General features: G+C 64.4%; 21 protein-coding genes. 12 read left to right on the top strand and 9 right to left on the bottom strand.

Translation table 11 applies throughout. From position 1 onward, the window contains the following. The first annotated feature begins 62 nt into the window (after positions 1-62). The 11 genes from ABKS89_RS27890 (at position 63) to hemE (ending at position 15989) form a co-directional block, all read left to right on the top strand. Positions 63-1127 carry a pilus assembly protein PilM gene (locus tag ABKS89_RS27890; protein ID WP_017520515.1) on the top strand — a complete coding sequence of 355 codons (1065 nt, stop codon included), beginning with the start codon at positions 63-65 and terminating at the stop codon, positions 1125-1127. Beyond that, positions 1127-1720, top strand: coding sequence for a type 4a pilus biogenesis protein PilN (gene pilN / locus ABKS89_RS27885; RefSeq protein ID WP_348588391.1), 594 nt, complete (start codon positions 1127-1129; stop codon positions 1718-1720). Before ABKS89_RS27890 ends, pilN begins: the two co-directional genes overlap by 1 nt. Beyond that, positions 1717-2379, top strand: a complete 663-nt coding sequence (gene pilO / locus ABKS89_RS27880; RefSeq protein WP_138213932.1) for a type 4a pilus biogenesis protein PilO — start codon at positions 1717-1719, stop codon at positions 2377-2379. The genes pilN and pilO overlap by 4 nt, the downstream gene beginning before the upstream one ends. Beyond that, positions 2376-2900: a type 4a pilus biogenesis lipoprotein PilP gene (gene pilP, locus ABKS89_RS27875; RefSeq protein WP_138213933.1), complete on the top strand. Its 525-nt coding sequence runs from the start codon at positions 2376-2378 to the stop codon at positions 2898-2900. Before pilO ends, pilP begins: the two co-directional genes overlap by 4 nt. A 53-nt stretch (positions 2901-2953) precedes the next feature. Then, a complete protein-coding gene (locus ABKS89_RS27870; protein ID WP_348588390.1) occupies positions 2954-5032 on the top strand; it encodes a type IV pilus secretin PilQ in 2079 nt (692 codons plus the stop codon). Between the two features lie 35 nt (positions 5033-5067). After that, positions 5068-5559 carry a shikimate kinase AroK gene (gene aroK, locus ABKS89_RS27865; RefSeq protein WP_263864845.1) on the top strand — a complete coding sequence of 164 codons (492 nt, stop codon included), beginning with the start codon at positions 5068-5070 and terminating at the stop codon, positions 5557-5559. Positions 5560-5609: 50 nt separating this feature from the next. Next, complete coding sequence (gene aroB, locus ABKS89_RS27860; RefSeq protein WP_138213935.1) at positions 5610-6716, top strand: 3-dehydroquinate synthase; 1107 nt, start codon at positions 5610-5612, stop codon at positions 6714-6716. Positions 6717-6722: 6 nt separating this feature from the next. Beyond that, entirely contained in the window at positions 6723-8414 is a 1692-nt protein-coding gene (locus tag ABKS89_RS27855; RefSeq protein ID WP_348588389.1) for an AAA family ATPase, read from the top strand. Between the two features lie 461 nt (positions 8415-8875). Beyond that, entirely contained in the window at positions 8876-13321 is a 4446-nt protein-coding gene (gene gltB, locus ABKS89_RS27850; protein ID WP_192293156.1) for a glutamate synthase large subunit, read from the top strand. 27 nt (positions 13322-13348) lie between these two features. After that, on the top strand, positions 13349-14767 hold the full coding sequence (locus tag ABKS89_RS27845; protein WP_138213938.1) for a glutamate synthase small subunit GltD family protein: 1419 nt from the start codon (positions 13349-13351) through the stop codon (positions 14765-14767). Between the two features lie 157 nt (positions 14768-14924). Beyond that, complete coding sequence (gene hemE / locus ABKS89_RS27840; RefSeq protein WP_348588388.1) at positions 14925-15989, top strand: uroporphyrinogen decarboxylase; 1065 nt, start codon at positions 14925-14927, stop codon at positions 15987-15989. 687 nt (positions 15990-16676) lie between these two features. Here the strand turns inward: hemE and gabP are convergent. Both gabP and ABKS89_RS27830 read right to left on the bottom strand, forming a co-directional pair. After that, positions 16677-18068 (bottom strand): GABA permease, encoded by a 1392-nt coding sequence (gene gabP / locus ABKS89_RS27835; protein ID WP_348588387.1) that lies wholly within the window; start codon positions 18066-18068, stop codon positions 16677-16679. 243 nt (positions 18069-18311) lie between these two features. Beyond that, complete coding sequence (locus ABKS89_RS27830; protein WP_348588576.1) at positions 18312-19643, bottom strand: MFS transporter; 1332 nt, start codon at positions 19641-19643, stop codon at positions 18312-18314. Positions 19644-19887: 244 nt separating this feature from the next. Between ABKS89_RS27830 and ABKS89_RS27825 the strand changes: the two genes are divergently transcribed. Continuing rightward, entirely contained in the window at positions 19888-20781 is an 894-nt protein-coding gene (locus tag ABKS89_RS27825) for a LysR family transcriptional regulator (RefSeq protein ID WP_081515428.1), read from the top strand. Between the two features lie 86 nt (positions 20782-20867). Here ABKS89_RS27825 and ABKS89_RS27820 read toward each other — a convergent pair whose 3' ends face one another. The 7 genes from ABKS89_RS27820 to ABKS89_RS27790 are packed head-to-tail and all read right to left on the bottom strand — an operon-like array spanning position 20868 to position 25950. Further along, positions 20868-21308 carry an excinuclease gene (locus ABKS89_RS27820; RefSeq protein WP_138213942.1) on the bottom strand — a complete coding sequence of 147 codons (441 nt, stop codon included), beginning with the start codon at positions 21306-21308 and terminating at the stop codon, positions 20868-20870. Positions 21309-21335: 27 nt separating this feature from the next. After that, on the bottom strand, positions 21336-21734 hold the full coding sequence (apeA, locus tag ABKS89_RS27815) for an ApeA family protein (RefSeq protein WP_081515430.1): 399 nt from the start codon (positions 21732-21734) through the stop codon (positions 21336-21338). Between the two features lie 47 nt (positions 21735-21781). After that, positions 21782-23008, bottom strand: a complete 1227-nt coding sequence (locus ABKS89_RS27810) for a beta-ketoacyl-ACP synthase (protein WP_348588386.1) — start codon at positions 23006-23008, stop codon at positions 21782-21784. Next, positions 23008-23736 carry a 3-oxoacyl-ACP reductase FabG gene (gene fabG, locus ABKS89_RS27805; RefSeq protein WP_348588385.1) on the bottom strand — a complete coding sequence of 243 codons (729 nt, stop codon included), beginning with the start codon at positions 23734-23736 and terminating at the stop codon, positions 23008-23010. The genes ABKS89_RS27810 and fabG overlap by 1 nt, the downstream gene beginning before the upstream one ends. Further along, positions 23733-24230 (bottom strand): hotdog family protein, encoded by a 498-nt coding sequence (locus ABKS89_RS27800; protein WP_081515433.1) that lies wholly within the window; start codon positions 24228-24230, stop codon positions 23733-23735. The genes fabG and ABKS89_RS27800 overlap by 4 nt, the downstream gene beginning before the upstream one ends. Continuing rightward, positions 24227-25450: a beta-ketoacyl-[acyl-carrier-protein] synthase family protein gene (locus ABKS89_RS27795; RefSeq protein ID WP_138213945.1), complete on the bottom strand. Its 1224-nt coding sequence runs from the start codon at positions 25448-25450 to the stop codon at positions 24227-24229. The genes ABKS89_RS27800 and ABKS89_RS27795 overlap by 4 nt, the downstream gene beginning before the upstream one ends. Next, a complete protein-coding gene (locus ABKS89_RS27790) occupies positions 25447-25950 on the bottom strand; it encodes a hypothetical protein (protein ID WP_138213946.1) in 504 nt (167 codons plus the stop codon). Before ABKS89_RS27790 ends, ABKS89_RS27795 begins: the two co-directional genes overlap by 4 nt.

Genomic DNA, 25950 nt, shown 5'->3' with positions numbered 1-25950 from the left:
GGTATCTAATGTGGAAAAACATAAATCGTCCGTAAGTCTCGGATGCTGATAGGAAATCAGTCGTGCTAGGGCTCTTCAATAAGAAAGCGAACACGCTGCTGGGGATAGACATCAGTTCGACTTCGGTCAAACTTCTCGAATTGAGCCGCTCTGGAGGCCGCTACAAGGTAGAGGCCTACGCTGTCGAGCCGCTCCCGCCCAATGCAGTGGTAGAAAAGAACATCGCTGAGCTGGAGGGTGTCGGCCAGGCGCTGTCACGTGTGGTCGCCAAGGCGCGGACCGCAGTGAAAACGTCTGCGGTCGCGGTTGCCGGCTCGGCGGTCATCACTAAAACCATCGAGATGGACGGCGGACTCTCGGACGACGAGCTGGAGAATCAGCTCAAGATCGAGGCCGACCAGTACATCCCCTATCCCCTCGAAGAGGTCGCGATCGACTTCGAGGTGCAGGGCACGTCCGCACGCAACGCGGATCGCGTCGATGTTCTTCTCGCCGCATGCCGGAAGGAGAACGTCGAGGTGCGCGAAGCTGCGCTGGCGCTCGCGGGCCTGACGGCCAAGGTCGTCGACGTCGAAGCCTACGCGCTGGAGCGAGCGTTCAGTCTGCTGGGAGACCAGTTGGGCGGCAATGCCGACGAGCTCACAGTTGCGGTGGTCGATATCGGCGCCACCATGACCACGCTGAGCGTCCTGCACCATGGCCGCACCATATATACGCGTGAGCAGCTTTTCGGCGGGCGTCAGCTCACCGAGGAGATCCAGCGTCGCTATGGACTGTCGGTCGAGGAAGCTGGTCTCGCCAAGAAGCAGGGCGGTCTTCCGGATGACTACGACAGCGAAGTGCTGCAGCCGTTCAAGGACGCCGTGGTTCAGCAGGTGTCGCGTTCGCTGCAGTTCTTCTTCGCGGCCGGCCAGTTCAACGATGTGGACTACATCCTGCTGGCGGGAGGCACTGCGTCCATCCCTGACCTGGATCGCCTGATCCAGCAGAAGATCGGTACTCCGACCCTGGTGGCCAACCCGTTCGCGGACATGGTGCTGAGTGGCAAGGTCAACGCCGGTGCGCTGGCCAGTGATGCGCCCGCGCTGATGATTGCCTGCGGTCTGGCGATGAGGAGTTTCGACTGATGGCACGCATCAACCTATTGCCGTGGCGGGAGCAGCTGCGCGAGGAGCGCAAGCAGCGCTTCCTGGTGATCCTGGGTGCCGTTCTGCTGGCTTCCGGAGCGATCGTTTTCTTGGGTGATCAGTACTTCAACTCTGCCATCGAGAACCAGACTGCGCGTAACGACTTCCTGCGCAAGGAAATCGCCGTGCTGGATGCGCGCATCAAGGAGATCAGCGAGCTGAAGACCCGTCGCCAGCAATTGCTGGAGCGGATGAAGATCATTCAGGACCTGCAGGGCAACCGCCCGATCATTGGCCGGGTGTTCGACCAACTGGTCCGCACCTTGCCCGATGGCGTCTTCTTCACTGAGTTGAAGATGTCCGGGAAATCCATTGCCATTGCCGGCGCGGCCGAGTCCAACAACCGCGTCTCCAATCTCATGCGCAACCTCGACTCGTCGGAGTGGCTGACTTCGCCGAACCTGACCGAAGTGAAGGCCGTTACCCAGGGCGCGCTGGATCAGGCGAACGTCTTCCAGTTGACGGTGCAGCAGACCCAGCCCGGCAGCGAAGAGCAGGACAAGCAGAACACCCCGCAAGGAGCCAAGAAATGAGTCTGGCCAGTTCTCTTGAGAGCTTGCGCAAGATCGATATCAACGATCTTGACCTGAACAACCTTGGTTCCTGGCCGGCAGCAGTCAAGGTCATCGCCTGCATCCTGCTGATGGCCGTGGTTCTGGCGCTTGGCTACAACTTCCATCTGAAGGACCTGCAGGATCAGCTTGACCGCAACCGCGAGGAAGAACAGACCCTCAAGCAGCAGTTCTCGACCAAGGCCTTCCAGGCGGCGAACCTGGAAGCCTACAAGGGTCAGATGAAGGAGATGGAAGAATCCTTCGGTGCCCTGCTGCGCCAGCTGCCGAGCGATACCGAAGTGCCTGGCCTGCTGGAAGACATCACCCGCACCGGGCTGGGTAGCGGTCTGGAGTTCGAAGAGATCAAGCTGCTGCCGGAAGTGACCCAGCAGTTCTATATCGAGCTGCCGATCCAGATCAGTGTCGTCGGCGGATATCACGATCTGGCGACCTTCGTCAGTGGCGTGTCCAGCCTGCCGCGGATCGTCACGCTGCATGACTTCGATATCAAGCCGGCGAGCACCGACAGCACCTCCAAGCTGCGCATGAGCATCCTGGCGAAAACCTATCGCTACAACGACAAGGGCGTGAAGGTTACGGCCCCGGCGGCTGGAGCGAAGACAGGAGCGAAGAAATGAGGGGGCGCCTGATCATTTGCAGTTTCCTGCTCCTGACCTTGAACGGTTGTGGCTCGGGTAGTGATTTTGCCGACCTGCAGGGATACATGGACGAGGTCCGCGCTCGCCCGAAGGGGACGATCGAGCCGCTGCCCAAGTTCCAGAGCTACGAGGCTTTCACCTATAGCGCCTCGTCCCTGCGCAGTCCCTTCCAGCCGCCGGTGAAGATCGACCTGGCGATCAAGCAGAAGGGCAACAGGGTCATCAAGCCCGATGAAACACGGGTCAAGCAGTTCCTCGAAGGCTTCAACATCGAAACCTTCGAAATGGTCGGCACCCTGGCCAAGGACAGTCAGGTATTCGCTCTCGTGAAAGGTGCAGGAGGGGTGCATCGGGTGCGAGTGGGTGACTACCTTGGGCGCAACGACGGCAAGATCGTTGCGATCAACGAAGCCAAGATCGACGTGATTGAAATCGTTCCTGATGGTGAGGGTGGCTGGCTGGAGCGTCCGCGCAGTCTGACTCTCAAGGAACGCTCCTAAGGGCGGGGATGAACATGGATAACAAACAGCAGTCTGCACGACGGATTCAGACGATGAATAGAAAGCTTTCCCGCCTCGGCATTTCCGTGCTCGCGGCCGTATTCGCGCCGGCTCTTCTGGCCGCGAACCTGCAGAGTGTCGATGTGGCGGCACTGCCGGGCGATCGCGTGGAGCTGAAGCTGGGCTTCGACGAGCCGGTGGCCGCGCCGCGTGGTTACACCATCGAGCAGCCGGCGCGCATCGCGCTGGACCTGCCGGGCGTGCAGAACAAACTGGGCAGCAAGAACCGCGAGCTGGGCGTGGGCAATGCCCGCAGCCTGACCGTGGTCGAGGCGAAGGACCGTACTCGCCTGATCGTCAATCTGGCGACCCTCGTGCCCTACAGCACCCGTGCGGAAGGTTCGAACCTGTACGTCGTGGTCGGTGCGGGCGCAGCGACTTCCAGCTCCTACGCCTCCGCGGCGCCGGCAGCGGCTCCAGCGGCCAAGCCCGCTCAGCCCAAGCCCTACATCCCGGCTGGCAAGGCGATTCGTAATATCGACTTCCAGCGTGGCGAGCAAGGCGAAGGCAATGTCGTGATCGATCTGTCCGATCCGACTGTCAGCCCGGACATTCAGGAGCAAGGCGGCAAGATTCGCCTGGACTTCCCGCGTACCCAGCTGCCGGACAATCTGCGCGTCCGTCTGGACGTGAAGGACTTCGCTACCCCGGTACAGCTGGTCAACGCTTCCGCGGTCGGCGACAAGGCCAGCATCACCATCGAGCCGACCGGTCTGTACGACTACCTCGTCTACCAGACCGACAACCGCATGACCGTCAGCATCAAGCCGCTGACCCAGGATGATGCCGAGAAGCGCAAGAAGGACACCTTCGCCTACACCGGTGAAAAGCTGTCGCTGAACTTCCAGGACATCGATGTGCGCTCGGTACTGCAGCTGATCGCTGACTTCACCGACCTGAACCTGGTGGCTTCGGACACCGTACAGGGCAACATCACCCTGCGCCTGCAGAACGTGCCGTGGGACCAGGCGCTGGACCTGGTGCTCAAGACCAAGGGCCTGGACAAGCGCAAGGTCGGCAACGTACTGCTGGTCGCGCCGGCTGACGAGATCGCGGCTCGCGAACGTCAGGAACTGGAAGCGCAGAAGCAGATCTCCGAACTGGCTCCGCTGCGTCGCGAGCTGATTCAGGTGAACTACGCCAAGGCGGCGGACATCGCCAAGCTGTTCAGCTCCGTCACCGGCAGCGGTGCCAGCGCTCCTGGAGTTGCGGCGGCTGCGCAGGGCGACAACCGCGGTTCGATCACCGTGGATGACCGCACCAACAGCATCATCGCCTACCAGACCCAGGATCGCCTGGACGAGCTGCGCCGCATCGTCGCCCAGCTGGACATCCCGGTTCGTCAGGTGATGATCGAGGCGCGCATCGTCGAAGCCAACGTCGACTACACCAAGGAGCTGGGTGTGAACTGGAGCGGCTCGCTCTCCGGTCACGGCAACTTCGATGTCTCCGGCGGCACCAACAGCACCGGCAACACCTTCGTTGACCTGGGCTCGTCGAATACCACCCCGACTTCGGGTATCAGCATCGGCTTCACCACCAACAACACCATCCTGGACCTCCAGCTCAACGCCATGGAGAAAACCGGTAACGGTGAAGTGGTATCCCAGCCGAAGGTCGTCACCTCGGACAAGGAAACCGCGAAGATCCTGAAAGGCTCGGAGATTCCCTACCAGGAAGCCAGCTCCAGCGGCGCGACCTCGGTGTCCTTCAAGGAAGCGGCACTGTCCCTGGAAGTGACCCCGCAGATCACTCCGGACAACCGCATCATCATGGAAGTGAAGGTCAACAAGGACGAGCCGGACTACGCCAACGCCCTGAACGGCGTGCCGCCGATCAAGAAGAACGAGGTGAACGCGAAAGTGCTGGTCAACGATGGCGAAACCATCGTGATTGGTGGCGTGTTCTCCAATACCCAGACCAAGTCCACGGCCAAGGTGCCGTTCCTGGGCGACGTGCCGATGATCGGCCGCCTGTTCAAGAACGACTATGTGACCGACAGCAAGAACGAGCTGCTGGTTTTCCTTACCCCGCGGATCATGAATAATCAGGCCATTGCAATCGGCCGTTGATCAATGTCGTGTCCAATTTGATTCTGGTAGGCCCGATGGGAGCTGGTAAAAGCACCATCGGGCGTCTTCTCGCCAAAGAGCTTCACCTCGTCTTCAAAGATTCGGATAAAGAGATCGAGCAGCGCTGCGGAGCCAACATCCCCTGGATATTCGATGTCGAGGGCGAGGCTGGCTTCCGTGAGCGTGAGCAAGCGATGCTGGCCGAGCTGTGCGATGAAGGGGGCATGGTCATCGCCACCGGCGGCGGCGCCGTCATGCGTGACGCCAATCGACTCATCCTCAAGGGTGGCGGCAAGGTGATCTACCTGCACGCTTCGGTCGAGCAGCAGATTTCCCGTACGGCGCGCGACAAGAATCGCCCGTTGCTGCAGAAGCCCAATCCGGAGCAGATCCTTCGCGATCTCATGCAGATGCGTGATCCGCTTTATCGCGAAATTGCCGACGTGATCATCGAAACCGACGAGCGGCCTCCGCGTCTTGTCGTCCTGGAGATCATCGAGCGCCTGCGTGAGCTGGAGCGCCATTAACGGCGCTGCAATCTGCGGTATCCTAGTCCCCTTTCTTGCCTGGGGGTTCCATGCGCACACTCAACGTCGATCTGGCCGATCGCAGCTACCCGATCTATATCGGTGAGGGGCTGCTGGACGATCTGCGCTACTTCGAGCCGCACATCCGCGGCCGTCAGGTAGCCATCGTCACCAACGAAACCATCGCGCCGCTATATCTGGATCGACTGCAGAAGACCCTGGCCGGCTACAAGGTCACCACGGTCGTGCTCCCTGACGGCGAGGCCTACAAGCAGTGGGAAACCCTGCAGCTGATCTTCGATGGCCTGCTCACCGCGCGCCATGACCGCAAGACCACCCTGATCGCCCTCGGCGGCGGCGTCATCGGCGACATGACCGGTTTCGCCGCAGCCTGCTACCAGCGCGGCGTCGACTTCATCCAGGTGCCGACCACCCTGCTGTCCCAGGTGGATTCCTCCGTGGGCGGCAAGACCGGCATCAACCACCCGCTGGGCAAGAACATGGTCGGGGCCTTCTACCAGCCTCAGGCCGTGGTCATCGATACCGCCACCCTGAAGACCCTGCCGCCGCGCGAGCTGTCTGCGGGCCTGGCGGAAGTGATCAAGTATGGCTTCATCTGCGACGAGCCTTTCCTCACCTGGCTGGAAGCGCACATGGACGACCTGCTGGCGCTGGAGTCGACAGCGCTGACCGAAGCTATCGAGCGCTCCTGCGCGGCCAAGGCCCGCGTGGTCGGTGCCGACGAGAAGGAAACCGGCGTGCGCGCCACCCTCAACCTGGGTCATACCTTCGGCCACGCCATCGAGACTCACATGGGTTATGGCGTCTGGCTACACGGCGAAGCCGTGGGTGCGGGAACCGTGATGGCACTTGAGATGTCGCATCGGCTGGGATGGCTGACAAAGGCCGAGCTCGATCGCGGCATCCGCCTGCTCGCCGCGGCGAAGCTGCCAGTGGTCCCGCCGCAGGAAATGAACGCCGAGCATTTTCTCGAGCACATGGCTGTCGACAAGAAAGTGCTCGATGGCCGTCTGCGTCTGGTATTGCTCCAAGGGCTGGGGGGCGCGGTCGTGACCGCCGAATTCCCCCGTGAGATTCTGGAAGAAACACTGCGCGCTGACTACCAGACACTGGTCGGTCAGGCAGGAGAACACTGAGGTCCCATGTCCAGCTTGCATGCCGATGAGGCCTTCCTGGCCCACTACCAGTTCAGCCACGACCCGTTCGCACCGCGGGTTCCGGGCTTCAAGTTCTTCCCGGCGCAGCGCAAGCCCGTACTGGGTCAGCTGCACCACCTGGCGCGTTACAGCCAGTTGCTGCTGGCCGTCACCGGCCCGCTGGGCAGTGGCAAGACCCTGTTGCGCCAGGCCCTGGTGGCCAGCACCAACAAGGACGCCGTCTCCAGCGTGGTGATTTCCGGTCGCTCGGTGACCGATGAAGCCACTCTGCTGCGTCAGCTCGCACAAGGACTGGGCATCACCCAGACCAGCATCGAGCCGATCCTCGCCAAGGTCGCCCAGCTGGCGATCACCGGCCAGGATGTCTACCTGCTGGTGGATGACGCCGAGCAACTGCGCGACGACGCCCTCGAAGTCCTGCTGCTGCTGGCGGCCGGCAACTCCGAAGCGCGCCTGCACGTCTTCCTGTTCGGCGAGCCCGAGCTGCTGTCGCGCCTCGAAGTGCTGTCCGAGGGCGAAGAGCGCTTCCACGCCATCGAGCTGCAGCCGTACAGCGAGGAAGAGACCCGCGAATACCTGGCGCAGCGCCTCGAAGGTGCGGGGCAGGGCATCGAGCTGATCTCGGCCGACCTGCTGGCCGACATCCACGAGCAATCCGGCGGCTGGCCCGGCACCATCAACCAGACTGCCCGCGACGCCATGATCGAAGCGATGCTGGCCGACCGCAGTGGCGAGCGCAAAGCCGCCGGTGCCGGCTTCAAGCTGCCGAAGAAGCACCTGGCGATCCTTGGCGTGGTCGCCATCGGCGTCATCGCTGCCTGGTTCATGCAAGGCAAGACCACCAAGCCGGAGACTGCGAGCAACACCGCCGCGCAGACTTCGTCGCAACTGCCGCTGGGTGGCGCTGCTGCTCCGCAGCCGGGCGCGCAGCCGCAGCCGGATGCCCAGGGCAATGGCCCGTCGGTGGAGTTCGCCGGCTCCAACCAGCCGCTGCCGCTGCCGCTGGTAGGCGAAAGCCAGCCGGTGATCCGCGAACCCATGGCCCAGGCCGGTGGCCAGGAAGATGCCGACGAAGGCGCCATGCCCTCTGCCGCCATCCCGCCGACCGTGACCACCACCGCGCCGCCGGTGACCCCGCTGGCGAACAATGGCCCGAAACCACTGAACCCGGTGCCGGCGGCTCCCGTCCAGCAGCAGGCTGCGATCCAGCCAGCCCCGACTCCTGTGCCCACTCCGCGTCCGGAGCCGGTCAAGCCTGCCGCCACCGCGCCGGCCAAGCCTGTCCAGGCTGCCAAGCCGGCTGCGACCAAGCCCGCCACCACCGTTGCCAGCGCCAAGCCGGCGACCGCCGCCAGCAAGCCCGCCGGCGCAACCGGTAGCGCCGGTGGCAGTAGCTGGTACCAGTCCCAGGCCGGTTCGCGCTACTCCGTGCAGGTGCTGGGTACCGGCTCCGAAGCCAGTGCCAAGGCCTTCATCAGCCAGCAGGGGGGCGGCGACTACCGCTATTTCCGCAAGAACCTGCAGGGCAAGCCGTTCTATGTCGTGACCTACGGCAGCTTTGCCGACCGCGCCTCCGCGCAGGCGGCGATCAAGAAGCTGCCGGCGAAGATCCAGGCTTCCAAGCCCTGGGCTCGTCCTTTCTCCAGCATCCAGCAGGACATCGCCGGGGCGCGCTGAAAGGTCGCAGGGTCGCAATACTGAAAAAGCCGAGCCCCATAGCCTGGGGCTCGGCTTTTTTATTGGCTTGTGTCTTTTGCTGCATTCTTATAAAAATGCGACATCGGGTGTCAGCAGTGCGTCAAAAAAAACAGTGACGTCGCTTTCCCCATGTGTACAATGACCTCCCTTTGCCTATCGGAAACTTGCCGCTTGAGCGAGTAGACAGGCGAAGTGCTTGAAGAGGGTCTGCTGACGTTTCGTCATGGCCAGGGCCGGAACCGCCGCCACGTTGGGTAAGACGTGGCACCTCGCGCGGAACGGTCATTCCAGGTGAACCAGGGGCTAGAACGGCGCTGCACGATAGATGCGGCCCGAGCCTTTGGGGTGCGCGGGAAACGAGCCTGCACGGCGAAACAGGGCGATGGCGAAACGTCAGCAGACCCTGGAATTTATAAAAGTTTTGCCGGTGAGAGTTCCCTATGAAAGCAGGTCTGTACCATCCTGAGACGTTCAAGGATAACTGCGGATTCGGTCTGATCGCCCATATGACGGGCGAGGCAAGCCACGAACTTCTGCAAACCGCCATCGAAGCACTGACCTGCATGACCCACCGAGGTGGGATCAACGCGGACGGGAAAACCGGGGACGGCTGTGGGCTGCTGATCCAGAAGCCCGACCAGTTCCTGCGCGCCGTGGCCCAAGAGTCCTTCAGCGCCGAGCTGCCCGCCCAGTATGCTGTGGGCATGGTCTTCTTCAACCAGGACCCGGTGAAAGCCGAAGCCGCCCGCGCGAACATGAATCGCGAGATCGAGCGCGCCGGCCTGAAGCTGGTCGGCTGGCGCAAGGTGCCGATCGACACCAGCGTCCTGGGTCGCCTGGCGCTGGAGCGCCTGCCGCAGATCGAGCAGGTGTTCATCGGTGGTGAAGGCCTGTCCGACCAGGAATTCGCGGTCAAGCTGTTCAGCTCCCGTCGCCGCTCCTCCGTGGCCAACGCCGAGGACGCCGACCACTACATCTGCAGCTTCTCGCACAAGACCATCATCTATAAGGGCCTGATGATGCCGGCGGACCTCGCCGCCTTCTATCCGGACCTCTCCGACGAGCGCCTGAAGACCGCCATCTGCGTCTTCCACCAGCGCTTCTCGACCAACACCCTGCCGAAATGGCCGCTGGCCCAGCCGTTCCGCCTGCTGGCGCACAACGGTGAGATCAACACCATCACCGGTAACCGCAACTGGGCCCAGGCCCGTCGCGCCAAGTTCGCCAACGAGTGGATGCCGGACCTCGACGAGCTCGGCCCGCTGGTCAACCGCGTGGGTTCCGACTCCTCCAGCATGGACAACATGCTCGAGCTGATGGTCACCGGCGGCATGGACATGTTCCGTGGCCTGCGCATGATCATTCCGCCGGCCTGGCAGAACGTCGAGACCATGGACGCCGACCTGCGCGCGTTCTACGAATTCAACTCGCTGCACATGGAGCCGTGGGACGGCCCCGCCGGCGTCGTGCTGACCGACGGCCGCTACGCCGTCTGCCTGCTCGACCGCAACGGCCTGCGTCCCTCGCGCTGGGTCACCACCAAGAACGGCTACATCACCCTCGCCTCGGAAATCGGCGTGTGGGACTACAAGCCCGAGGACGTCATCGCCAAGGGCCGTGTCGGTCCGGGCCAGATCCTCGCGGTGGACACCGAGACCGGCCAGCTGCTGCAGACCGAGGACATCGACAACCGCCTGAAGTCGCGCCACCCCTACAAGCAGTGGCTGCGTCAGAGCGCGCTGCGCATCCAGGCGACCCTGGACGATGACCAGGGCGTTGCCAGCTACGACGGCGACCAGCTCAAGCAATACATGAAGATGTTCCAGGTCACCTTCGAGGAGCGTGACCAGGTGCTGCGCCCGCTCGCCGAGCAGGGCCAGGAAGCGGTCGGCTCGATGGGCGACGACACCCCGATGGCGGTGCTGTCCAAGCGCATCCGCTCGCCGTACGACTACTTCCGCCAGGTCTTCGCGCAGGTGACCAACCCGCCGATCGACCCGCTGCGCGAAGCGATCGTGATGTCCCTGGAAACCTGTCTGGGCATCGAGCAGAACATCTTCGAAGAGTCCCCGCACCACGCCAACCAGGCGATCCTGACCACCCCGGTGATCTCCCCGGCGAAGTGGCGGACCCTGATGAACCTGGAGCGTCCGGGCTTCGACCTGCACCACATCGACCTGAACTACGACGAGTCCGTCGGCCTCGAAACGGCCGTGCGCAACATCGCCGACCAGGCCGAGGAAGCCGTGCGCGCCGGCAAGGTGCTGCTGGTGCTGTCCGACCGTCACATCGCCCCCGGCAAGCTGCCGGTGCATGCGGCCCTGGCCGTCGGCGCCGTGCACCACCGCCTGGTGCAGACCGGTCTGCGTTGCGACTCCAACATCCTGGTGGAAACCGCCACCGCCCGTGACCCGCACCACTTCGCGGTTCTCGTGGGCTTTGGCGCTTCCGCGGTCTACCCGTACCTCGCCTACGAAGTGCTGGCCGACCTGATCCGCACCGGCGAAGTGCTGGGCGACCTCTACGAGGTCTTCAAGTACTACCGCAAGGGCATCTCCAAGGGGATGCTGAAGATCCTCTCGAAGATGGGCATCTCCACCATCGCCTCCTACCGTGGCGCCCAGCTGTTCGAAGCCATCGGCCTGGCCGACGAAGTCACCGGCCTGTGCTTCCCGGGTACCCCGAGCCGCATCCAGGGCGCGCGCTTCCTCGACATCGAGAACGAGCAGAAGCTGCTGGCCTTCGAGGCCTGGAACAACCGCAAGCCGATCCAGCAGGGTGGCCTGCTGAAGTTCGTCTACGGCGGCGAATACCACGCCTACAACCCGGATGTGGTGAACACCCTGCAGGCCGCTGTGCAGCAAGGTGATTACGCCAGGTTCAAGGAATACACAGCGCTGGTGGACAGCCGCCCGGTGTCGATGCTGCGCGACCTGCTCAAGGTGAAGACCGTCGAGCAGCCGCTGAGCCTGGACGAGATCGAGCCGCTGGAATCCATCTTCAAGCGCTTCGACGCCGCCGGTATCTCCCTCGGCGCGCTGTCGCCGGAGGCCCACGAGGCCCTGGCCGAAGCCATGAACCGCCTGGGCGGTCGCTCCAACTCCGGTGAGGGTGGCGAAGACCCGGCGCGCTACGGCACGCTGAAGAGCTCGAAGATCAAGCAGGTGGCCACCGGCCGCTTCGGTGTGACCCCGGAATACCTGGTCAACGCCGAAGTCCTGCAGATCAAGGTGGCTCAGGGCGCCAAGCCCGGCGAAGGCGGCCAGCTGCCCGGTGGCAAGGTCAACGGCCTGATCGCCCGCCTGCGCTATGCCGTACCCGGTGTGACCCTGATCTCGCCGCCGCCGCACCACGACATCTACTCCATCGAAGACCTCGCCCAGCTGATCTTCGACCTCAAGCAGGTCAACCCGCAGGCGCTGGTATCGGTGAAGCTGGTTTCCGAGCCCGGCGTCGGCACCATCGCCGCTGGCGTGGCCAAGGCCTATGCCGACCTGATCACCATCTCCGGCTATGACGGCGGTACCGGTGCTTCGCCGATCACCTCCATCAAGTACGCGGGTTCCCCGTGGGAGCTGGGCCTCGCGGAGGCGCACCAGACCCTGCGCGGCAACGACCTGCGTGGCAAGGTCCGGGTACAGACCGACGGCGGCCTGAAGACCGGCCTGGACGTCATCAAGGCGGCCATCCTCGGCGCCGAAAGCTTCGGCTTCGGCACCGCGCCGATGATCGCCCTGGGCTGCAAGTACCTGCGTATCTGCCACCTGAACAACTGCGCCACTGGCGTCGCCACCCAGAACGACAAGCTGCGCAAGGACCACTTCATCGGTACCGTGGACATGGTGGTGAACTTCTTCACCTTCATCGCCAGCGAGACCCGTGAGTGGCTGGCCAAGCTCGGCGTGCGCAGCCTGGAAGAGCTGATCGGCCGTACCGACCTGCTGGAAATCCTGCCGGGCGAGACGCCCAAGCAGGGCAACCTCGACCTCACGCCGCTGCTGGGCAGCGACCTGATCCCGGCCGAGAAGCCGCAGTTCTGTGAAGTCGAGAAGAACCCGCCGTTCGACCAGGGCCTGCTGGCCGAGAAGATGGTCGAGCTGTCGCGCTCCGCCATCCAGGGCGCCAAGGGCGGCGAGTACGAACTGGACATCTGCAACTGCGACCGGTCCATCGGCGCGCGGATTTCCGGCGAGATCGCCAAGGTCCACGGCAACCAGGGCATGGCCAAGTCGCCGATCACCTTCCGCTTCAAGGGCACCGCGGGCCAGAGCTTCGGCGTGTGGAACGCCGGCGGCCTGCACCTGTACCTAGAAGGCGACGCCAACGACTACGTCGGCAAGGGCATGACCGGCGGCAAGCTGATCGTCACCCCGCCCAAGGGCAGCCCGTTCAAGTCGCAGGAATCGGCCATTGTTGGCAATACCTGCCTATACGGCGCCACAGGCGGCAAGCTGTTCGCCGCCGGCACCGCGGGCGAGCGTTTCGGCGTGCGCAACTCCGGCGCCCATGCCGTGGTTGAAGGTACCGGTGACCACTGCTGCGAATACATGACCGGCGGCTTCATCTGCGTACTGGGCAAGACCGGCTACAACTTCGGCTCCGGCATGACCGGCGGCTTCGCTTATGTCCTCGACATGGACAACACCTTCGTCGACCGCGTGAACCATGAGCTGGTGGAAATCCAGCGCATCAGCGGCGAAGCGATGGAAGCCCAGCGCAACCATCTGCGCAAGGTGCTGGTCGAGTACGTGGCGGAAACGGCGAGCGAGTGGGGCGCACATCTGCTGGAGAACCTCGACGACTACCTGCGTCGGTTCTGGCTGGTGAAACCGAAGGCCGCAAGCCTCGGTTCCCTGCTGACCAGCACTCGTGCCAACCCGCAATAAGCGCCAGAAGTTTGATGAGGTCTGAAAATGTCTGAACGTCTTAACAATGACTTCCAGTTCATCGAAGTCGGGCGCAAGGATCCGAAGAAGAAGCTTCTTCGCCAGCGCAAGCGCGAGTTCGTGGAAATCTACGACCTGTTCAAGCCGCAGCAGGCGGCTGACCAGGCCCACCGTTGCCTGGGCTGCGGCAACCCGTACTGCGAGTGGAAGTGCCCGGTCCACAACTTCATCCCCAACTGGTTGAAGCTGGTTTCCGAAGGCAACATCCTCGCCGCCGCCGAACTGTCCCACCAGACCAACACCCTGCCGGAAGTCTGCGGCCGGGTGTGCCCGCAGGACCGCCTGTGCGAAGGCGCCTGCACCCTGAACGACGGCTTCGGCGCGGTCACCATCGGCTCGGTGGAGAAGTACATCACCGACACCGCCTTCGCCATGGGCTGGCGCCCGGACATGTCCAAGGTCAAGCCCACCGGCAAGCGCGTAGCCGTGATCGGCGCGGGCCCGGCGGGCCTGGGCTGCGCCGACGTGCTGGTGCGCAATGGCGTGGCCCCGGTGGTGTTCGACAAGAACCCGGAAATCGGCGGCCTGCTGACCTTCGGCATCCCCGAGTTCAAGCTGGAGAAGCAGGTGCTCTCGCGCCGTCGCGAAGTCTTCACCGGCATGGGTATCGAGTTCCGCCTGAACACCGAGATCGGCAAGGACGTCACCATGGAGCAGCTGCTCGATGAGTACGATGCCGTGTTCATGGGCATGGGCACCTACACCTACATGAAAGGCGGCTTCCCCGGCGAGGACCTGCCCGGCGTGCATGACGCGCTGGACTTCCTGATCGCCAACGTGAACCGCAACCTGGGCTTCGAGAAGTCGCCGGAAGACTTCGTCGACATGAAGGGCAAGCGTGTCGTGGTACTGGGCGGTGGCGACACCGCGATGGACTGCAACCGCACCTCCATCCGCCAGGGCGCCAAGAGCGTGACCTGCGCCTACCGCCGTGACGAAGAGAACATGCCCGGCTCGCGCAAAGAGGTGAAGAACGCCAAGGAAGAAGGCGTGAAGTTCCTCTTCAACCGCCAGCCCATCGCCATCGTCGGCGAGGACAAGGTGGAAGGCGTGAAGGTCGTCGAGACCCGTCTCGGCGAGCCGGACGCCCGTGGCCGTCGCAGCCCCGAGCCGATCCCGGGTTCCGAGGAAATCATCCCGGCAGAAGCCGTGCTGATCGCCTTCGGCTTCCGCCCGAGCCCGGCCCCGTGGTTCGACCAGCACCAGGTGGAAATCGACAGCCAGGGTCGCGTCATCGCCCCGGCCGCCTCGCAGTTCAAGCACCAGACCAGCAACCCGAAGATCTTCGCCGGTGGCGACATGGTCCGCGGTTCCGATCTGGTAGTGACGGCGATCTTCGAAGGCCGCACCGCCGCCGAAGGTATCCTGGACTACCTGGGCGTCTGAGTGCGATCCACATAGGGCGAGTAAGGCGGAACGCCTTATGCGCCCTACGAGGTTGACGCAGCGACAAACTGTCGCGATGGACGAAAGGCACGGCACCCGCCGTGCCTTTTCTTTTGGGCTTTGCGAAAATACCCGCACTTTTTTGCCGGATGCCGTTATGACTGTCTTGAAGAACGATCGCTTCCTCCGCGCCCTGCTCAAGCAGCCCGTCGATGTCACCCCTGTCTGGATGATGCGCCAGGCCGGCCGCTACCTGCCGGAGTACCGCGCCACTCGCGCCAAGGCCGGTGACTTCATGAGCCTGTGCATGAACCCGCAGATGGCCTGCGAAGTGACCCTGCAGCCGCTGGACCGCTACCCGCAGCTGGACGCGGCGATCCTCTTCTCCGACATCCTCACCATCCCCGACGCCATGGGCCAGGGCCTGTACTTCGAGACCGGCGAAGGCCCGCGTTTCAAGAAGGTCGTCAGCAGCCTGGCTGACATCGAAGCCCTGCCGATCCCCGATCCGGAAAAGGACCTGGGCTACGTGATGGACGCCGTGCGTACCATCCGCCGTGAGCTGAACGGCCGCGTGCCGCTGATCGGCTTCTCCGGCAGCCCCTGGACCCTGGCCACCTACATGGTTGAGGGCGGCTCCAGCCGTGACTTCCGCAAGTCCAAGGCGATGCTTTACGAAAATCCGCAGGCCATGCACGCGCTGCTGGACAAGTTGGCGCAGTCGGTCACCAGCTACCTGAACGGCCAGATCCTGGCGGGCGCCCAGGCGGTGCAGATCTTTGATTCGTGGGGCGGCAGCCTGTCGGCGGCGGCCTATCAGGAGTTCTCCCTGGCCTACATGCAGAAGATCGTCGACGGCCTGATCCGTGAACACGAAGGGCGTCGCGTGCCGGTGATCCTCTTCACCAAGGGTGGCGGCCTGTGGCTGGAATCTATGGCCAATACCGGCGCCGAAGCGCTGGGCCTGGACTGGACCTGCGACATCGGCAGTGCCCGCGCCCGCGTCGGCGACAAGGTTGCCCTGCAGGGCAACATGGACCCGGCGGTGCTCTACGCCAAGCCGGATGCCATCCGCGCTGAAGTCGCGCGTATCCTCGGCGCCTTCGGTAACGGTAATGGCCACGTGTTCAACCTCGGCCACGGCGTCACCCCGGAAGTCGATCCGGCGCATGCTGGTGCCTTCTTCGAAGCGGTGCACGAGTTGTCGGCGCAGTATCACTAAGCCTGACACGTCACTGAAAAGCCCCGCCTATGCGGGGCTTTTTTGTGGCTCCCTGTAGGAGCGGGCCATGCCCGCGATCCGCCGGCTGGGCCGGCGCTTTCTTTTACTCTGGTGTTGCAGGTTTGCTGCGTTGGCTTGGGTGTTTCTGCGCCGCTTCGGCGTGCGCGTGGACTCTGTGTTTCGCCCCCTCGGGCGAGTTACTTCTTTCAAACGCCAAAGAAGTAACCAAGAAGGCTTGCCCCGGACATCCGGTTTTTCGCTTGGGGCGAAAAATACCCTCGTTGAAGCGCAGTTTCAGGGGCACGCTGCGAAGGGCCATCCTTGGCCCATCGCAGCTCTCGCGACATCCATGTCGCTCAACCCCTGAAACTCCGCTTCAACGAGGCCTCCTGAACGGGGCAGTCGGCGTGTGCGGATGTTTCTATGGAAGTCCTCAAGAGCCAAAGCCCAAGCCAGGGGCGGGCGAGGCATCGGCTCTTCGTAGGAGCTTGCTCGCGAACTGCTTGGCGCCGACCGTCCTCTGCAGAAGCAGGTCATGCCCCGTATGAATGCAGATATGGGCGTAGGAGCGGACTCTGTCCGCGATCGGCCTGAACGGCACGGCATTTCGCGACGCAATAAAAAAGCCCCGCTCTGCAGCGGGGCTTCTTCATTCCCTTAAGGAGCCTCAGGCCCCTTCAGAATGCATCACGCAGCGTCGCCCACCAGGCCGGCGGCGCGCTGGGACTTGCGGCGGTTGGACACCAGCAGGCCGGAGCAGACCACCACGACGGTCAGCAGGGTGGTAGCGACCACTTCCATGCGGTGATCCGGGCGGATCAGCATGATCACCAGGGCGCCGACGATGAAGATGATCACCGCCCAGGTCAGCCAGGGGAACAGCCACATCTTCAGCTTCAGCTGGTGGCCCTGGGCGAGCAGCTTCTTGCGCATGCGCAGTTGCGACATGGCGATCACCAGGTACACCAGCAGGGCGATGGCGCCGGAGCTGGCCAGCAGGAAGTTGAACACTTCGGCCGGGGCCAGGTAGTTGGCGAAGGTGCACAGGAAGGCCATGGCGGTGGACAGCAGCACGGCGTAGACCGGGGTGCGGCTGGCGCTGGTTACCTGGGCGATCTTCGGTGCGTCACCGCGCTTGCTCAGCGAGTACATCATGCGCGAAGCGGTGTAGAGCGCCGAGTTCAGGCAGCTGGTCACCGAGACCAGCACGATGATGTCGACGATCAGCTTGGCGTACGGGATATGCAGGTGCTCCAGCACGGTCTGGTAGGAGCCCATGCTCACCAGGCGCGGGTCGTTCCACGGCACCAGGCAGACCACGATCATGATCGACAGCAGGTAGAACAGCGCGATACGCCAGATCACCGAGTTGGTGGCGCGGGTGATCTGCTGCTCCGGGTCCTTGGACTCGGTGGCGGCGATGGTGACGATTTCCGAACCCATGAAGGAGAACATGGTGGTCAGCAGCGCGGCGAGCACGGCGCCCCAGCCCTTGGGCAGGAAGCCTTCGCTGGTCAGATGGCCGATGCCGGAGACTTCGCTGTTGGGCGAGAAGCCGAAGATGGCCGCGCAGCCCAGCACCAGGAAGGCGATGATCGAGACGACCTTGATCAGCGCCAGCCAGAACTCGAACTCACCGTAGTTCTTCACGCTGAACAGGTTGGTCACGGTCAGTGCGGAGGTGATCAGGAAGGCCAGGATCCAGATCGGCGCGCCGGGGAACCAGGCGTGGATGATCGCTGCGGCGGCGTTGGCTTCCAGCGGGATCACCAGGACCCAGAACCACCAGTACAGCCAGCCGATGGTGAAACCGGCCCAGTGACCGATGGCGCGGTCGGCGTAGGTGGAGAAGGAGCCGCTGTCCGGCTGCGCGACGGCCATTTCGGCCAGCATGCGCATCACCAGGACCACCAGCAGGCCGGCGACAAGATAGGAAACCATGACGGCCGGGCCGGCTTCGGCGATGGCGTGGCCGGAGCCTACGAACAGGCCCGCGCCAATGGCACCGGCGATCGAAAGCATCGTGACGTGACGATTTTGCAGGCCCTGGGAGAGCCCGGAAGAGGGGGTGCTGCTCATGCTTTACCTACAACTGCGGAGGGAATTGCGTACTGCGGGAGTCGAGGTCCGTTTCAGGATTCCAACAAGTCGTTCGACATAATGAACGCAAGGATCGCGCCACATTCTGTTACGACTTAAGTCGTAGGTTGGGAATTTATCCCACAACGCCCGCCTGGCAGGCGTTGTCGGATCTGAGATAAATGTCTTTGTACGACCGTTCCATGTCGTTTTTAGGCATGCAGATTGTTATATGTGTAGAAACTACCCAGCTTTGTTGAGTACGGGCAGGGCGCGCGGTAACACAGGCAGGCGCGCCAGGTGCAGGGCCACCAGCAGGCCGATGCCCAGCAGGCTGGCGATGAACAGGCCCACGCCGTTCCAGCCGTACTGGTGCCAGAACAGGCCGCCAGCGGTGCCGGCGACGCTGGAACCGGTGTAGTAGCAGAACAGGTACAGCGACGACGCCTGGCCCTTGGCCTTGAGGGCGCGGCGGCCGATCCAGCTGCTGGCCACCGAGTGCGCGCCAAAGAAGCCGAAGGTGAACACCAGCAGGCCGACCAGTACCAGGGCCAGCGGTTGCAGCAGGGTGATCAGTACGCCACCGAGCATCAGCGCGATCATTGCCCAGAGCACCTTGCGCCGGCCCAGCTTGTCGGCCAGCGAGCCGACCCAGGCCGAGCTGTAGATGCCCGACAGGTAGACCAGCGAGAGCACGCCGACGATGGCCTGGCTGAGGTGGTAGGGCTCTGCCAGCAGGCGGTAGCCGATGTAGTTGAACAGGGTGACGAAGGCACCCATCAGCAGGAACGCCTCGAGGAACAGCCAGGGCAGGCCGGCGTCGCGGAAGTGCCCGGTGAAGCCCTCGATGAGCCGGCGCGGCTTGAGCGGCGCCGGGCGGAAGTTCTTCGATTCGGGAAGGATGCGCCAGAACAGCAGTGCCGCGGCCAGGGCGAGCACGCCCAGGGTGGCCAGAGCGACGTGCCAGTTCACGTAGTCCACCAGCACGCCGCTGATCAGTCGTCCGCTCATGCCGCCTATGGCGTTGCCGCCAATGTACAGCCCCATGGACAGCCCGATGTGCTGCGGGTGGATTTCTTCGGAGAGGTAGGTCATGCCCACCGCCGCCAGGCCGCTAAGTGACAGGCCGAGCAGCGCGCGCATGGCCAGCACGCCGTGCCAGGTCGGCATCAGCGAGCTGCCGATGGTGAAAAGGGCGGCGAGGACCAGCGAGGCGACCATGATCGACTTGCGCCCGATGGCGTCGGAAATCGGCCCGGTGACCAGCAGGCCGAAGGCCATGGTGATGGTGGAGATCGACAGTACCAGGCTGCTCTGCGCGGCGGTCAGGCTGAAGGCCCTGGACAGCACCGGCATCATCGGCTGCACGCAGTACAGCAGGGCGAAGGTGGCGAAGCCGCCGGAGAACAGCGCCAGCGATGTGCGCATGAATTCCGGGGTGCCTTTCTCGATGTAGGTTTCGATCTCTTCGACGGCGCGCACCACGTCGTCGTTGGCTTCACGCGCAGCGTCCAGCAGCTCGGCCGGGTCGTTGGCGGCTACCGGTTCTTGTACGACAGACGGCTCGGCCGCCATGGAATGTTCTTCCCGCAAAGCCCGCAGGGCAGGTTGACTCACGACACACCTCTGGATGGAAAAGCTGGGGTAGATGACAGCAGAGGACCTGGAGTGGCGGAAAAGGCCCGCGCGGCCAGGCAAGGAGCAGGTTGGTAGTCGTTATTGGGCTTGTGTGGAAAGGATAAGGAGCGGGCTTTATTATTTCCAATATATTAATCGACACGTTTGATTCGTTTTACGAATCGTTAAGGGCGGAGGCCGGATGGAACTGCGACACCTGCGTTATTTCATTGCCGTTGCGGAAGAGCTGCACTTCGGCCGCGCCGCCGAGCAGCTGGGTATTTCCCAGCCGCCGCTGAGCCAGCAGATCCAGGCGCTGGAGGAAGAGATCGGTGCGCGCCTGCTAGAACGCACCAACCGCCGCGTGGCGCTCACCGAGGCCGGCAAACTGTTTCTCGACGAAGCGCGGCAGGTGCTGCAGCAGGTGGACCGAGCCGTCTTGCTGGCGCGGCGTGCGCACCAGGGCGAAATCGGCGAGCTGAAGGTCGGCTTCACCGCCTCGGCGCCGTTCACCTCCAGCATCCCGCGCGCCATCCTGGCGTTCCGTCAGGCCTACCCGGACGTGCATCTGGACCTGCAGGAACTGAGCAGCGGGCAAGCGGTGCAGGCGCTGCTGGAAGAGCGCGTGCAGGTCGGCCTGATTCGTCCGATCCCGCTGCCGGAAACCCTGGAAGCCGTGGAGCTGTTCAGCGAGCCGCTGGTCGCCGTGCTGCGCGCCGATCATCCGCTGGCGCAGGCCAGCCAGGAGGGGCTGGAGTTCGCCTTGCTGGCGGACGAGCCTTTCGTGTTCTTCCCGCGCAGCTACGGCACGGGCCTCTACAGTCAGCTGATGGCGCTGTCGCGGCAGGCCGGCTTCAGCCCGCGCATCGCCCAGGAAGCGGGCGAGGCGATGACCATCATCGGCCTGGTGGCGGCCGGGCTCGGCGTGTCGATGCTGCCGGCGTCGTTCCGCCGGACGCGGGTGGACGGCGTGGTCTATCGCACCCTCAGCGATCCGGGCGCGACCAGCTCGGTGTGGCTGGTGCGGCGGCGCAACGAGACGTCACGCCTGGCGCAGTCGTTCTTCGACCTGGTGACCCAGCAAATCCAGGCTTGACTCTGGCACATCGGCGGATAACGCGGAACGCTTTATCCGCCGATGGCCAAAGCTGGGCACGGCGGATAGCGTTGTGGGGCAGAGGCTTACTTGGCGTAGTCGCCCTTCAGCGCGACGCCGGCGATGACCGCGCCGGCGTGGCACTCGAACTGCTTGGCGTCCTTGAACTCGTTGCGCTTGTAGTAGCTGACGATGTTGGTCACGGCGGTGGCGCCGGCCTTCTTCGCCGAATCCTGCAGGGTGATCAGCGCCGATTGCAGGGCCCAGCGGCAGGCTTCCTCGTCGCTCTTGTTGAAGGCATTGGTCTTCTTGTTGGTGATGGCGCCGGACTGGACCACGCTCAGCTTGTCACCCGCCGGGTTGCCCGCCAGGTAGAACTTCACGCTGCCGTCCAGGCGACCGGCCTTCACCGCCTCGGCGACGACTTCGTCGAAGGGCAGGTGCAGGGTGGTGTCGCGAGCCTGGCTGATGCCGGGGATGGACGCGCAGAGCGCGAGGGCGAACAGCCCGAGGGTCTTGCGTTGCATGGATCGACTCCTTGTCGATGAGGGGGATCAGTTGCTCGGCGGGGCGAGGTGCAGGTTCTGCAGGATCTTGTTGTTGAGGATGGCGACCCACTTGTTGTAGTTGCGGTGGATCTGCCCGTCCTTCTCGTCCAGGCCGCGGCTGCTGCGCAGCTTGATGGAGTACTGCTGGCTGCTGTACGGAATGCTGACTTCGGCGTGGTGCCGCTCGCGCACGGTGATCTCGGCGTAGATCACGTTGCCGGAGTCCTGCTGCACGGTCCATTTCTGCTCTTCCAGCGCATCGTGGATCGCCGCCTGCACCTGCACCGAGGTGCGGTTGCTGTCCGGCGGCAGGCTCTGGTCGATGTTTTCCACGGGCTTTGTGGTGCAACCGACGGCCATCGCGGTGGCCACGCAGAGCAGCAGGCTGCGGATCAGTCGGGACATGGTTTGCTCTCCTTGCAGTGTCGTTGGGCGGTAACAGTGAGAAGGGCTCAGTGCCAGCGGCGGAAGACCAGCGAGGTGTTGATGCCGCCGAAGGCGAAGTTGTTGTTCATCACGTACTCGTGGCTCATCGCGCGTGGCTCGCCCCGCAGGTAGTCGAGGTCGCCGCAGCGCGGGTCGATCTCGTCCAGGTTGAGGGTGTGCACGTAGCGGTCGCTGTTCATCATCTCGATGCTGAACCAGGACTCCAGCGCGCCGCACGCTCCCAGAGTGTGGCCCAGGAAACTCTTCTGCGAGCTGATCGGCATGCGATTTCCGAACAGTTCGCTGGTGGCCAGGGTTTCGGCGATATCGCCCTGCTCGGTGGCGGTGCCGTGGCCGTTCACGTAACCGATGGCCTCGGTCGGCAGGCCGGCATCTTCCAGCGCCAACTCCATCGCGCGGCGCATGGTCGACTGTTCCGGGCGGGTGGTGTGCTGGCCGTCGGCGTTGCTGCCGAAGCCGACGATCTCGGCGTGGATGCGCGCACCGCGGGCGAGGGCGTGGTCGAGGTCTTCCAGTACCAGCATGCCGGCGCCTTCGCCGATCACCAGGCCATCGCGGCTGCTGTCATAGGGGCGCGGCGTCTGCTGCGGGGTGTCGTTCTTCAGGCTGGTGGCGTAGAGCGCATCGAACACCATGGCCTCGGTCGGGCACAGCTCCTCGGCGCCACCGGCGAGCATCAGCGGCAGGCGGCCGAAGCGGATTGCCTCGTAGGCGTAGCCGATGCCCTGGCTGCCGCTGGTGCAGGCGCTGGAGGTGGGGATCACCCGGCCGGTGAGGCCGAAGAAGATGCTGATATTCGCCGCCGTGGTGTGCGGCATCATGCGCACATAGGAGTTGGCGTTGAGGCCGTCGGCCACCGAGTTCAGCAGCATGTTGCCGAACGCCTTGATCTCGTCGGTGCTGCCGGTGGACGAGCCGCAGGCGACGCCCATGCGGCCGTCGCGGATGGATGCGTCGCCCAGCAGCCCGGCGTCGGCCAGCGCGCGCTCGGCGGCGCCCACCGACAGGCGCGAGACGCGGCCCATGCTGCGCAGCTGCTTGCGGGTCCAGTGCTTGGGCACTGTGAAGTCCAGCACCGGGCCGGCCAGGCGGGTGTTCAGCTCGGTGAAGCGGTCCCACTCGTCCATGCGGCGGATGCCGCTCTGGTTGGCGCTGAAGTTCGCCTCGATGCTCGCCCAGTCCGAACCCAGTGAGGTGATGCCGGACATGCCGGTGATGACGACGCGCTTCATCAGCACAGCCCTCCGTTGACCGCCAGCACCTGGCGAGTGATGTAGCCGGCCTCGGCCGACATCAGGAAATTCACCGCGCCGGCGACTTCTTCCGGGGTGCCCATGCGCTGGGCGGGGATCATCTTGAGGATTTCCTCCACCGGCACCTGCTCGTCGAGCATCGCGGTGTCGATGAGGCCCGGCGCTACGCAGTTCACGGTGATTTTCCGCTTGCCCAGCTCGATGGCCAGCGCCTTGGCGGCGCCGATCACACCGGCCTTGGAGGCGCTGTAGTTGACCTGGCCGCGATTGCCGATCAGCCCGGACACCGAGGTGATGCAGACGATGCGTCCCGGCTGGCGGCGGCGGATCATCGGCATGATCACCGGGTGCAGGACGTTGTAGAAACCGTCGAGGTTGGTCCGCAGCACCTGGTCCCAGTCCTCTTCGGTGAGCGCAGGGAAGGCGCCGTCGCGGGTCAGGCCGGCATTGCACACCACGCCGTAATAGGCCCCATGGGTTTCCACGTCGGCCTCGAGGATGTTGCGCGCGGCTTCGCGGTCGGCCACGTCGAACTGCAGTACGCGGGCGCTGCGCCCCAGTGCCTGGACTTCGGCCTGCACGGCATCGGCTTCGGTGCGGCCGCTGCGGCAGTGCAGCACCAGATCGAAGCCGGCCCGCGCCAGGCGCAAGGCGATGGCGCGGCCGATGCCACGGCTGGAGCCGGTTACGAGGATGGAATCAGTCATACGCTTGGCTCTTTCGGCTCTCGGTTCTCGGTTTTCTGATCAGCGAGAGCGGGTTCTTGTAGGTAGCTGGCAACCTCTGGCGGGCGGAACACGGTGAGGCGCGCCAGCGCCTTGATTCCCGGCCCTTCCAGATGGCATTCGAAAACGCCCATGCCATTGTCGTCCTGCAGGGTGCGGATGGCATGGATAGTAAGTTGCGCGCCGGCCGGGAAGCTCGCCACGTCGCACTGGTACTGGCGGGTGCCGAGCAGGAAGCCCAGCTCCACCGGCTCGCCGCGCGAGCGTGCCTGGCAACCGGCGTAGGCGGCGACGCTCTGCGCCATCAGCTCCACGCCGACCCAGGCCGGCAGGCTGCCGTCGGCCTCGTTGAACAGGCCGCCCGGGCGCACCGTCAGGCGCGTGCGGATGTCCTCGTCGCCGAAGTCGAGCACTTCGTCGATGAGGATCATGTCGCCCGCGTGGGGCAGCAGGGAGGCGATCGGCCAGTCGATCATCGGGTCACTCCAGAATCCTTGCTCATCTCGCCCAGGATCAGGCTGATGTTGTTGCCGCCGAAGGCGAACGAGTTGCTCATCAGGTAGCGCGGGCCTTCGGCCGATAGTCGCGGCGCGTCGTCGCCCACCAGTTGCAGCGCCGGCAATTGCGGATCGGCGACGCCATCCCAGCGCTGCGGCGGCAGGCGCCGGTCCGGGTTGTGCTCGCCCAGCAGCAGCCAGCAGAACGCCGCTTCCAGCGCGCCGGCGGCGCCGAGGGTATGCCCGGACAGCGGTTTGGTCGAGGAGCAGGGCACGCCGGCGGGGAATTCCGCGCTGACGGCAAGGCTCTCCATGGCGTCGTTGTGCGTGGTCGCGGTGCCGTGCAGGTTCAGGTAGGCGATCTGCCCGGCGTCCAGTCGTGCCTCGGCCAGCGCCTTGCGCATCGCTTCGCGGGCGCCACGCCCTTCGGGTTCGGGGGCGGAGATGTGGTGCGCGTCGGAGCTGGCGCCGGCGCCGAGCAGGGCGACTGCGCCGGGCTCGCGGGTCATCAGGAACAGCGCGGCGCCTTCGCCGATGTTGATGCCCTTGCGGTTCGCGGAGAACGGTTTGCACAGCTCATCCGAGACCGCTTCCAGCGCGCTGAAGCCGTTGAGCGTCAGCTCGCACAGGCTGTCCACGCCGCCGCAGAGCACGGCATCGCATAGCCCCAGGTTCAGCAGCCGGCGCGCGCTCTGCAGGGCGCGGCCGCTGGAGGTGCAGGCAGTGGAAATCACATAGGTGGGGCCGGCCAGTTCGTAGTGTGCGGCGAGGTACACTGCCGGGTCCGACAGCTCCTGGTGGGAGTAGTGGAAGCCTTCGGGCAACTGCCCGTGCAGGCTGTGGTGGCGCACGCCCTGGGTGGTTTCCTGGATGCCCGAGGTGCTGGTGCCCAGCACCACCGCCACGCGTGCGGCGCCGTAGCGCTGGATGGCGGCGCGGATGGCCGGGTCGATCTGCGTGGCGGCGGCCAGCAGCAGGCGGTTGTTGCGGGTGTCGTGGCGCTTGTCGGGGATGGCTGCCAGGCGTGCTTTCACCGTGCCGACGGGAACACTCTTGCCCGGCACCCAGCCGGCCTGCACCTGCATGCCGGCGGACTCGCCCGCCAGCAGCGCGGCGGCCACTTCGCGGCGGTCGTTGCCCAGCGCGCAGATCAGGCCCAGCTCGTTGAGATAGCTCACGTTGAGGTGCGTGGCGGTCATGGTGCGGCGCTCTCGGCGTTCAGGGGCGTCACCCGGTAGCGAAGGTCAGCGGATTCGAGGGTGAAATCCTGCGTCGACCGGTAGGTGATCTTCCAGCGTTGCTGCAGGTGGCGCCCATGCTCATCCGCCTGGTAGTCCGTTGCCCGGTAACGCGAGGCGAGATCACCCTCGGGCGTCAGCGCGAACAGCAGTACGGCGAACAGCTCGCGCGCTTCGGGGTTGGGCGGCAGCAGTCCGTCGTTGCTCCATTCTCCCTCACGCAGCAACTGGCGCGACAGCGGGATGCCCAGCGGATCGATCAGCGACCAGCGCAGCGCTGTGCCTTCCTGCTGGATCACCAGCAGCCAGTCCTGTGTCGAGGGTTGGCTGGCCTGGCCTTGTTCACGCTGGATGTGCAGCTGCAACGGCGTCGCCAGCGGCGGCAGCGCGGACGGCAGCGGCGCATGCTGGGCGCAACCGGCCAGCAGCAGGACGAAGGCGAGACTCAGCCAGCGGATCAT

The organism is Pseudomonas sp. LABIM340, from assembly GCF_040017195.2.
GTDB lineage: Bacteria > Pseudomonadota > Gammaproteobacteria > Pseudomonadales > Pseudomonadaceae > Pseudomonas.
The sequence above is the reverse complement of the archived record's forward strand: the minus strand, read 5'-3'. Positions and strand labels throughout refer to the sequence as shown.

What these genes read in the sequence shown, in the direction of transcription:
- ABKS89_RS27825 (WP_081515428.1), top strand. Translation starts at nt 19,888, where the DNA reads ATGGAACTGCGACACCTGCGTTATTTCATTGCCGTTGCGGAAGAGCTG.
- pilO (WP_138213932.1), top strand. Translation starts at nt 1,717, where the DNA reads ATGAGTCTGGCCAGTTCTCTTGAGAGCTTGCGCAAGATCGATATCAAC.
- ABKS89_RS27870 (WP_348588390.1), top strand. Translation starts at nt 2,954, where the DNA reads ATGAATAGAAAGCTTTCCCGCCTCGGCATTTCCGTGCTCGCGGCCGTA.
- ABKS89_RS27800 (WP_081515433.1), bottom strand. Translation starts at nt 24,230, where the DNA reads ATGATCGACTGGCCGATCGCCTCCCTGCTGCCCCACGCGGGCGACATG.
- apeA (WP_081515430.1), bottom strand. Translation starts at nt 21,734, where the DNA reads ATGTCCCGACTGATCCGCAGCCTGCTGCTCTGCGTGGCCACCGCGATG.
- ABKS89_RS27810 (WP_348588386.1), bottom strand. Translation starts at nt 23,008, where the DNA reads ATGAAGCGCGTCGTCATCACCGGCATGTCCGGCATCACCTCACTGGGT.
- ABKS89_RS27790 (WP_138213946.1), bottom strand. Translation starts at nt 25,950, where the DNA reads ATGATCCGCTGGCTGAGTCTCGCCTTCGTCCTGCTGCTGGCCGGTTGC.
- fabG (WP_348588385.1), bottom strand. Translation starts at nt 23,736, where the DNA reads ATGACTGATTCCATCCTCGTAACCGGCTCCAGCCGTGGCATCGGCCGC.
- hemE (WP_348588388.1), top strand. Translation starts at nt 14,925, where the DNA reads ATGACTGTCTTGAAGAACGATCGCTTCCTCCGCGCCCTGCTCAAGCAG.
- pilN (WP_348588391.1), top strand. Translation starts at nt 1,127, where the DNA reads ATGGCACGCATCAACCTATTGCCGTGGCGGGAGCAGCTGCGCGAGGAG.
- aroB (WP_138213935.1), top strand. Translation starts at nt 5,610, where the DNA reads ATGCGCACACTCAACGTCGATCTGGCCGATCGCAGCTACCCGATCTAT.
- ABKS89_RS27855 (WP_348588389.1), top strand. Translation starts at nt 6,723, where the DNA reads ATGTCCAGCTTGCATGCCGATGAGGCCTTCCTGGCCCACTACCAGTTC.
- gltB (WP_192293156.1), top strand. Translation starts at nt 8,876, where the DNA reads ATGAAAGCAGGTCTGTACCATCCTGAGACGTTCAAGGATAACTGCGGA.
- ABKS89_RS27795 (WP_138213945.1), bottom strand. Translation starts at nt 25,450, where the DNA reads ATGACCGCCACGCACCTCAACGTGAGCTATCTCAACGAGCTGGGCCTG.
- ABKS89_RS27845 (WP_138213938.1), top strand. Translation starts at nt 13,349, where the DNA reads ATGTCTGAACGTCTTAACAATGACTTCCAGTTCATCGAAGTCGGGCGC.
- ABKS89_RS27830 (WP_348588576.1), bottom strand. Translation starts at nt 19,643, where the DNA reads ATGGCGGCCGAGCCGTCTGTCGTACAAGAACCGGTAGCCGCCAACGAC.
- aroK (WP_263864845.1), top strand. Translation starts at nt 5,068, where the DNA reads ATGGGAGCTGGTAAAAGCACCATCGGGCGTCTTCTCGCCAAAGAGCTT.
- gabP (WP_348588387.1), bottom strand. Translation starts at nt 18,068, where the DNA reads ATGAGCAGCACCCCCTCTTCCGGGCTCTCCCAGGGCCTGCAAAATCGT.
- pilP (WP_138213933.1), top strand. Translation starts at nt 2,376, where the DNA reads ATGAGGGGGCGCCTGATCATTTGCAGTTTCCTGCTCCTGACCTTGAAC.
- ABKS89_RS27820 (WP_138213942.1), bottom strand. Translation starts at nt 21,308, where the DNA reads ATGCAACGCAAGACCCTCGGGCTGTTCGCCCTCGCGCTCTGCGCGTCC.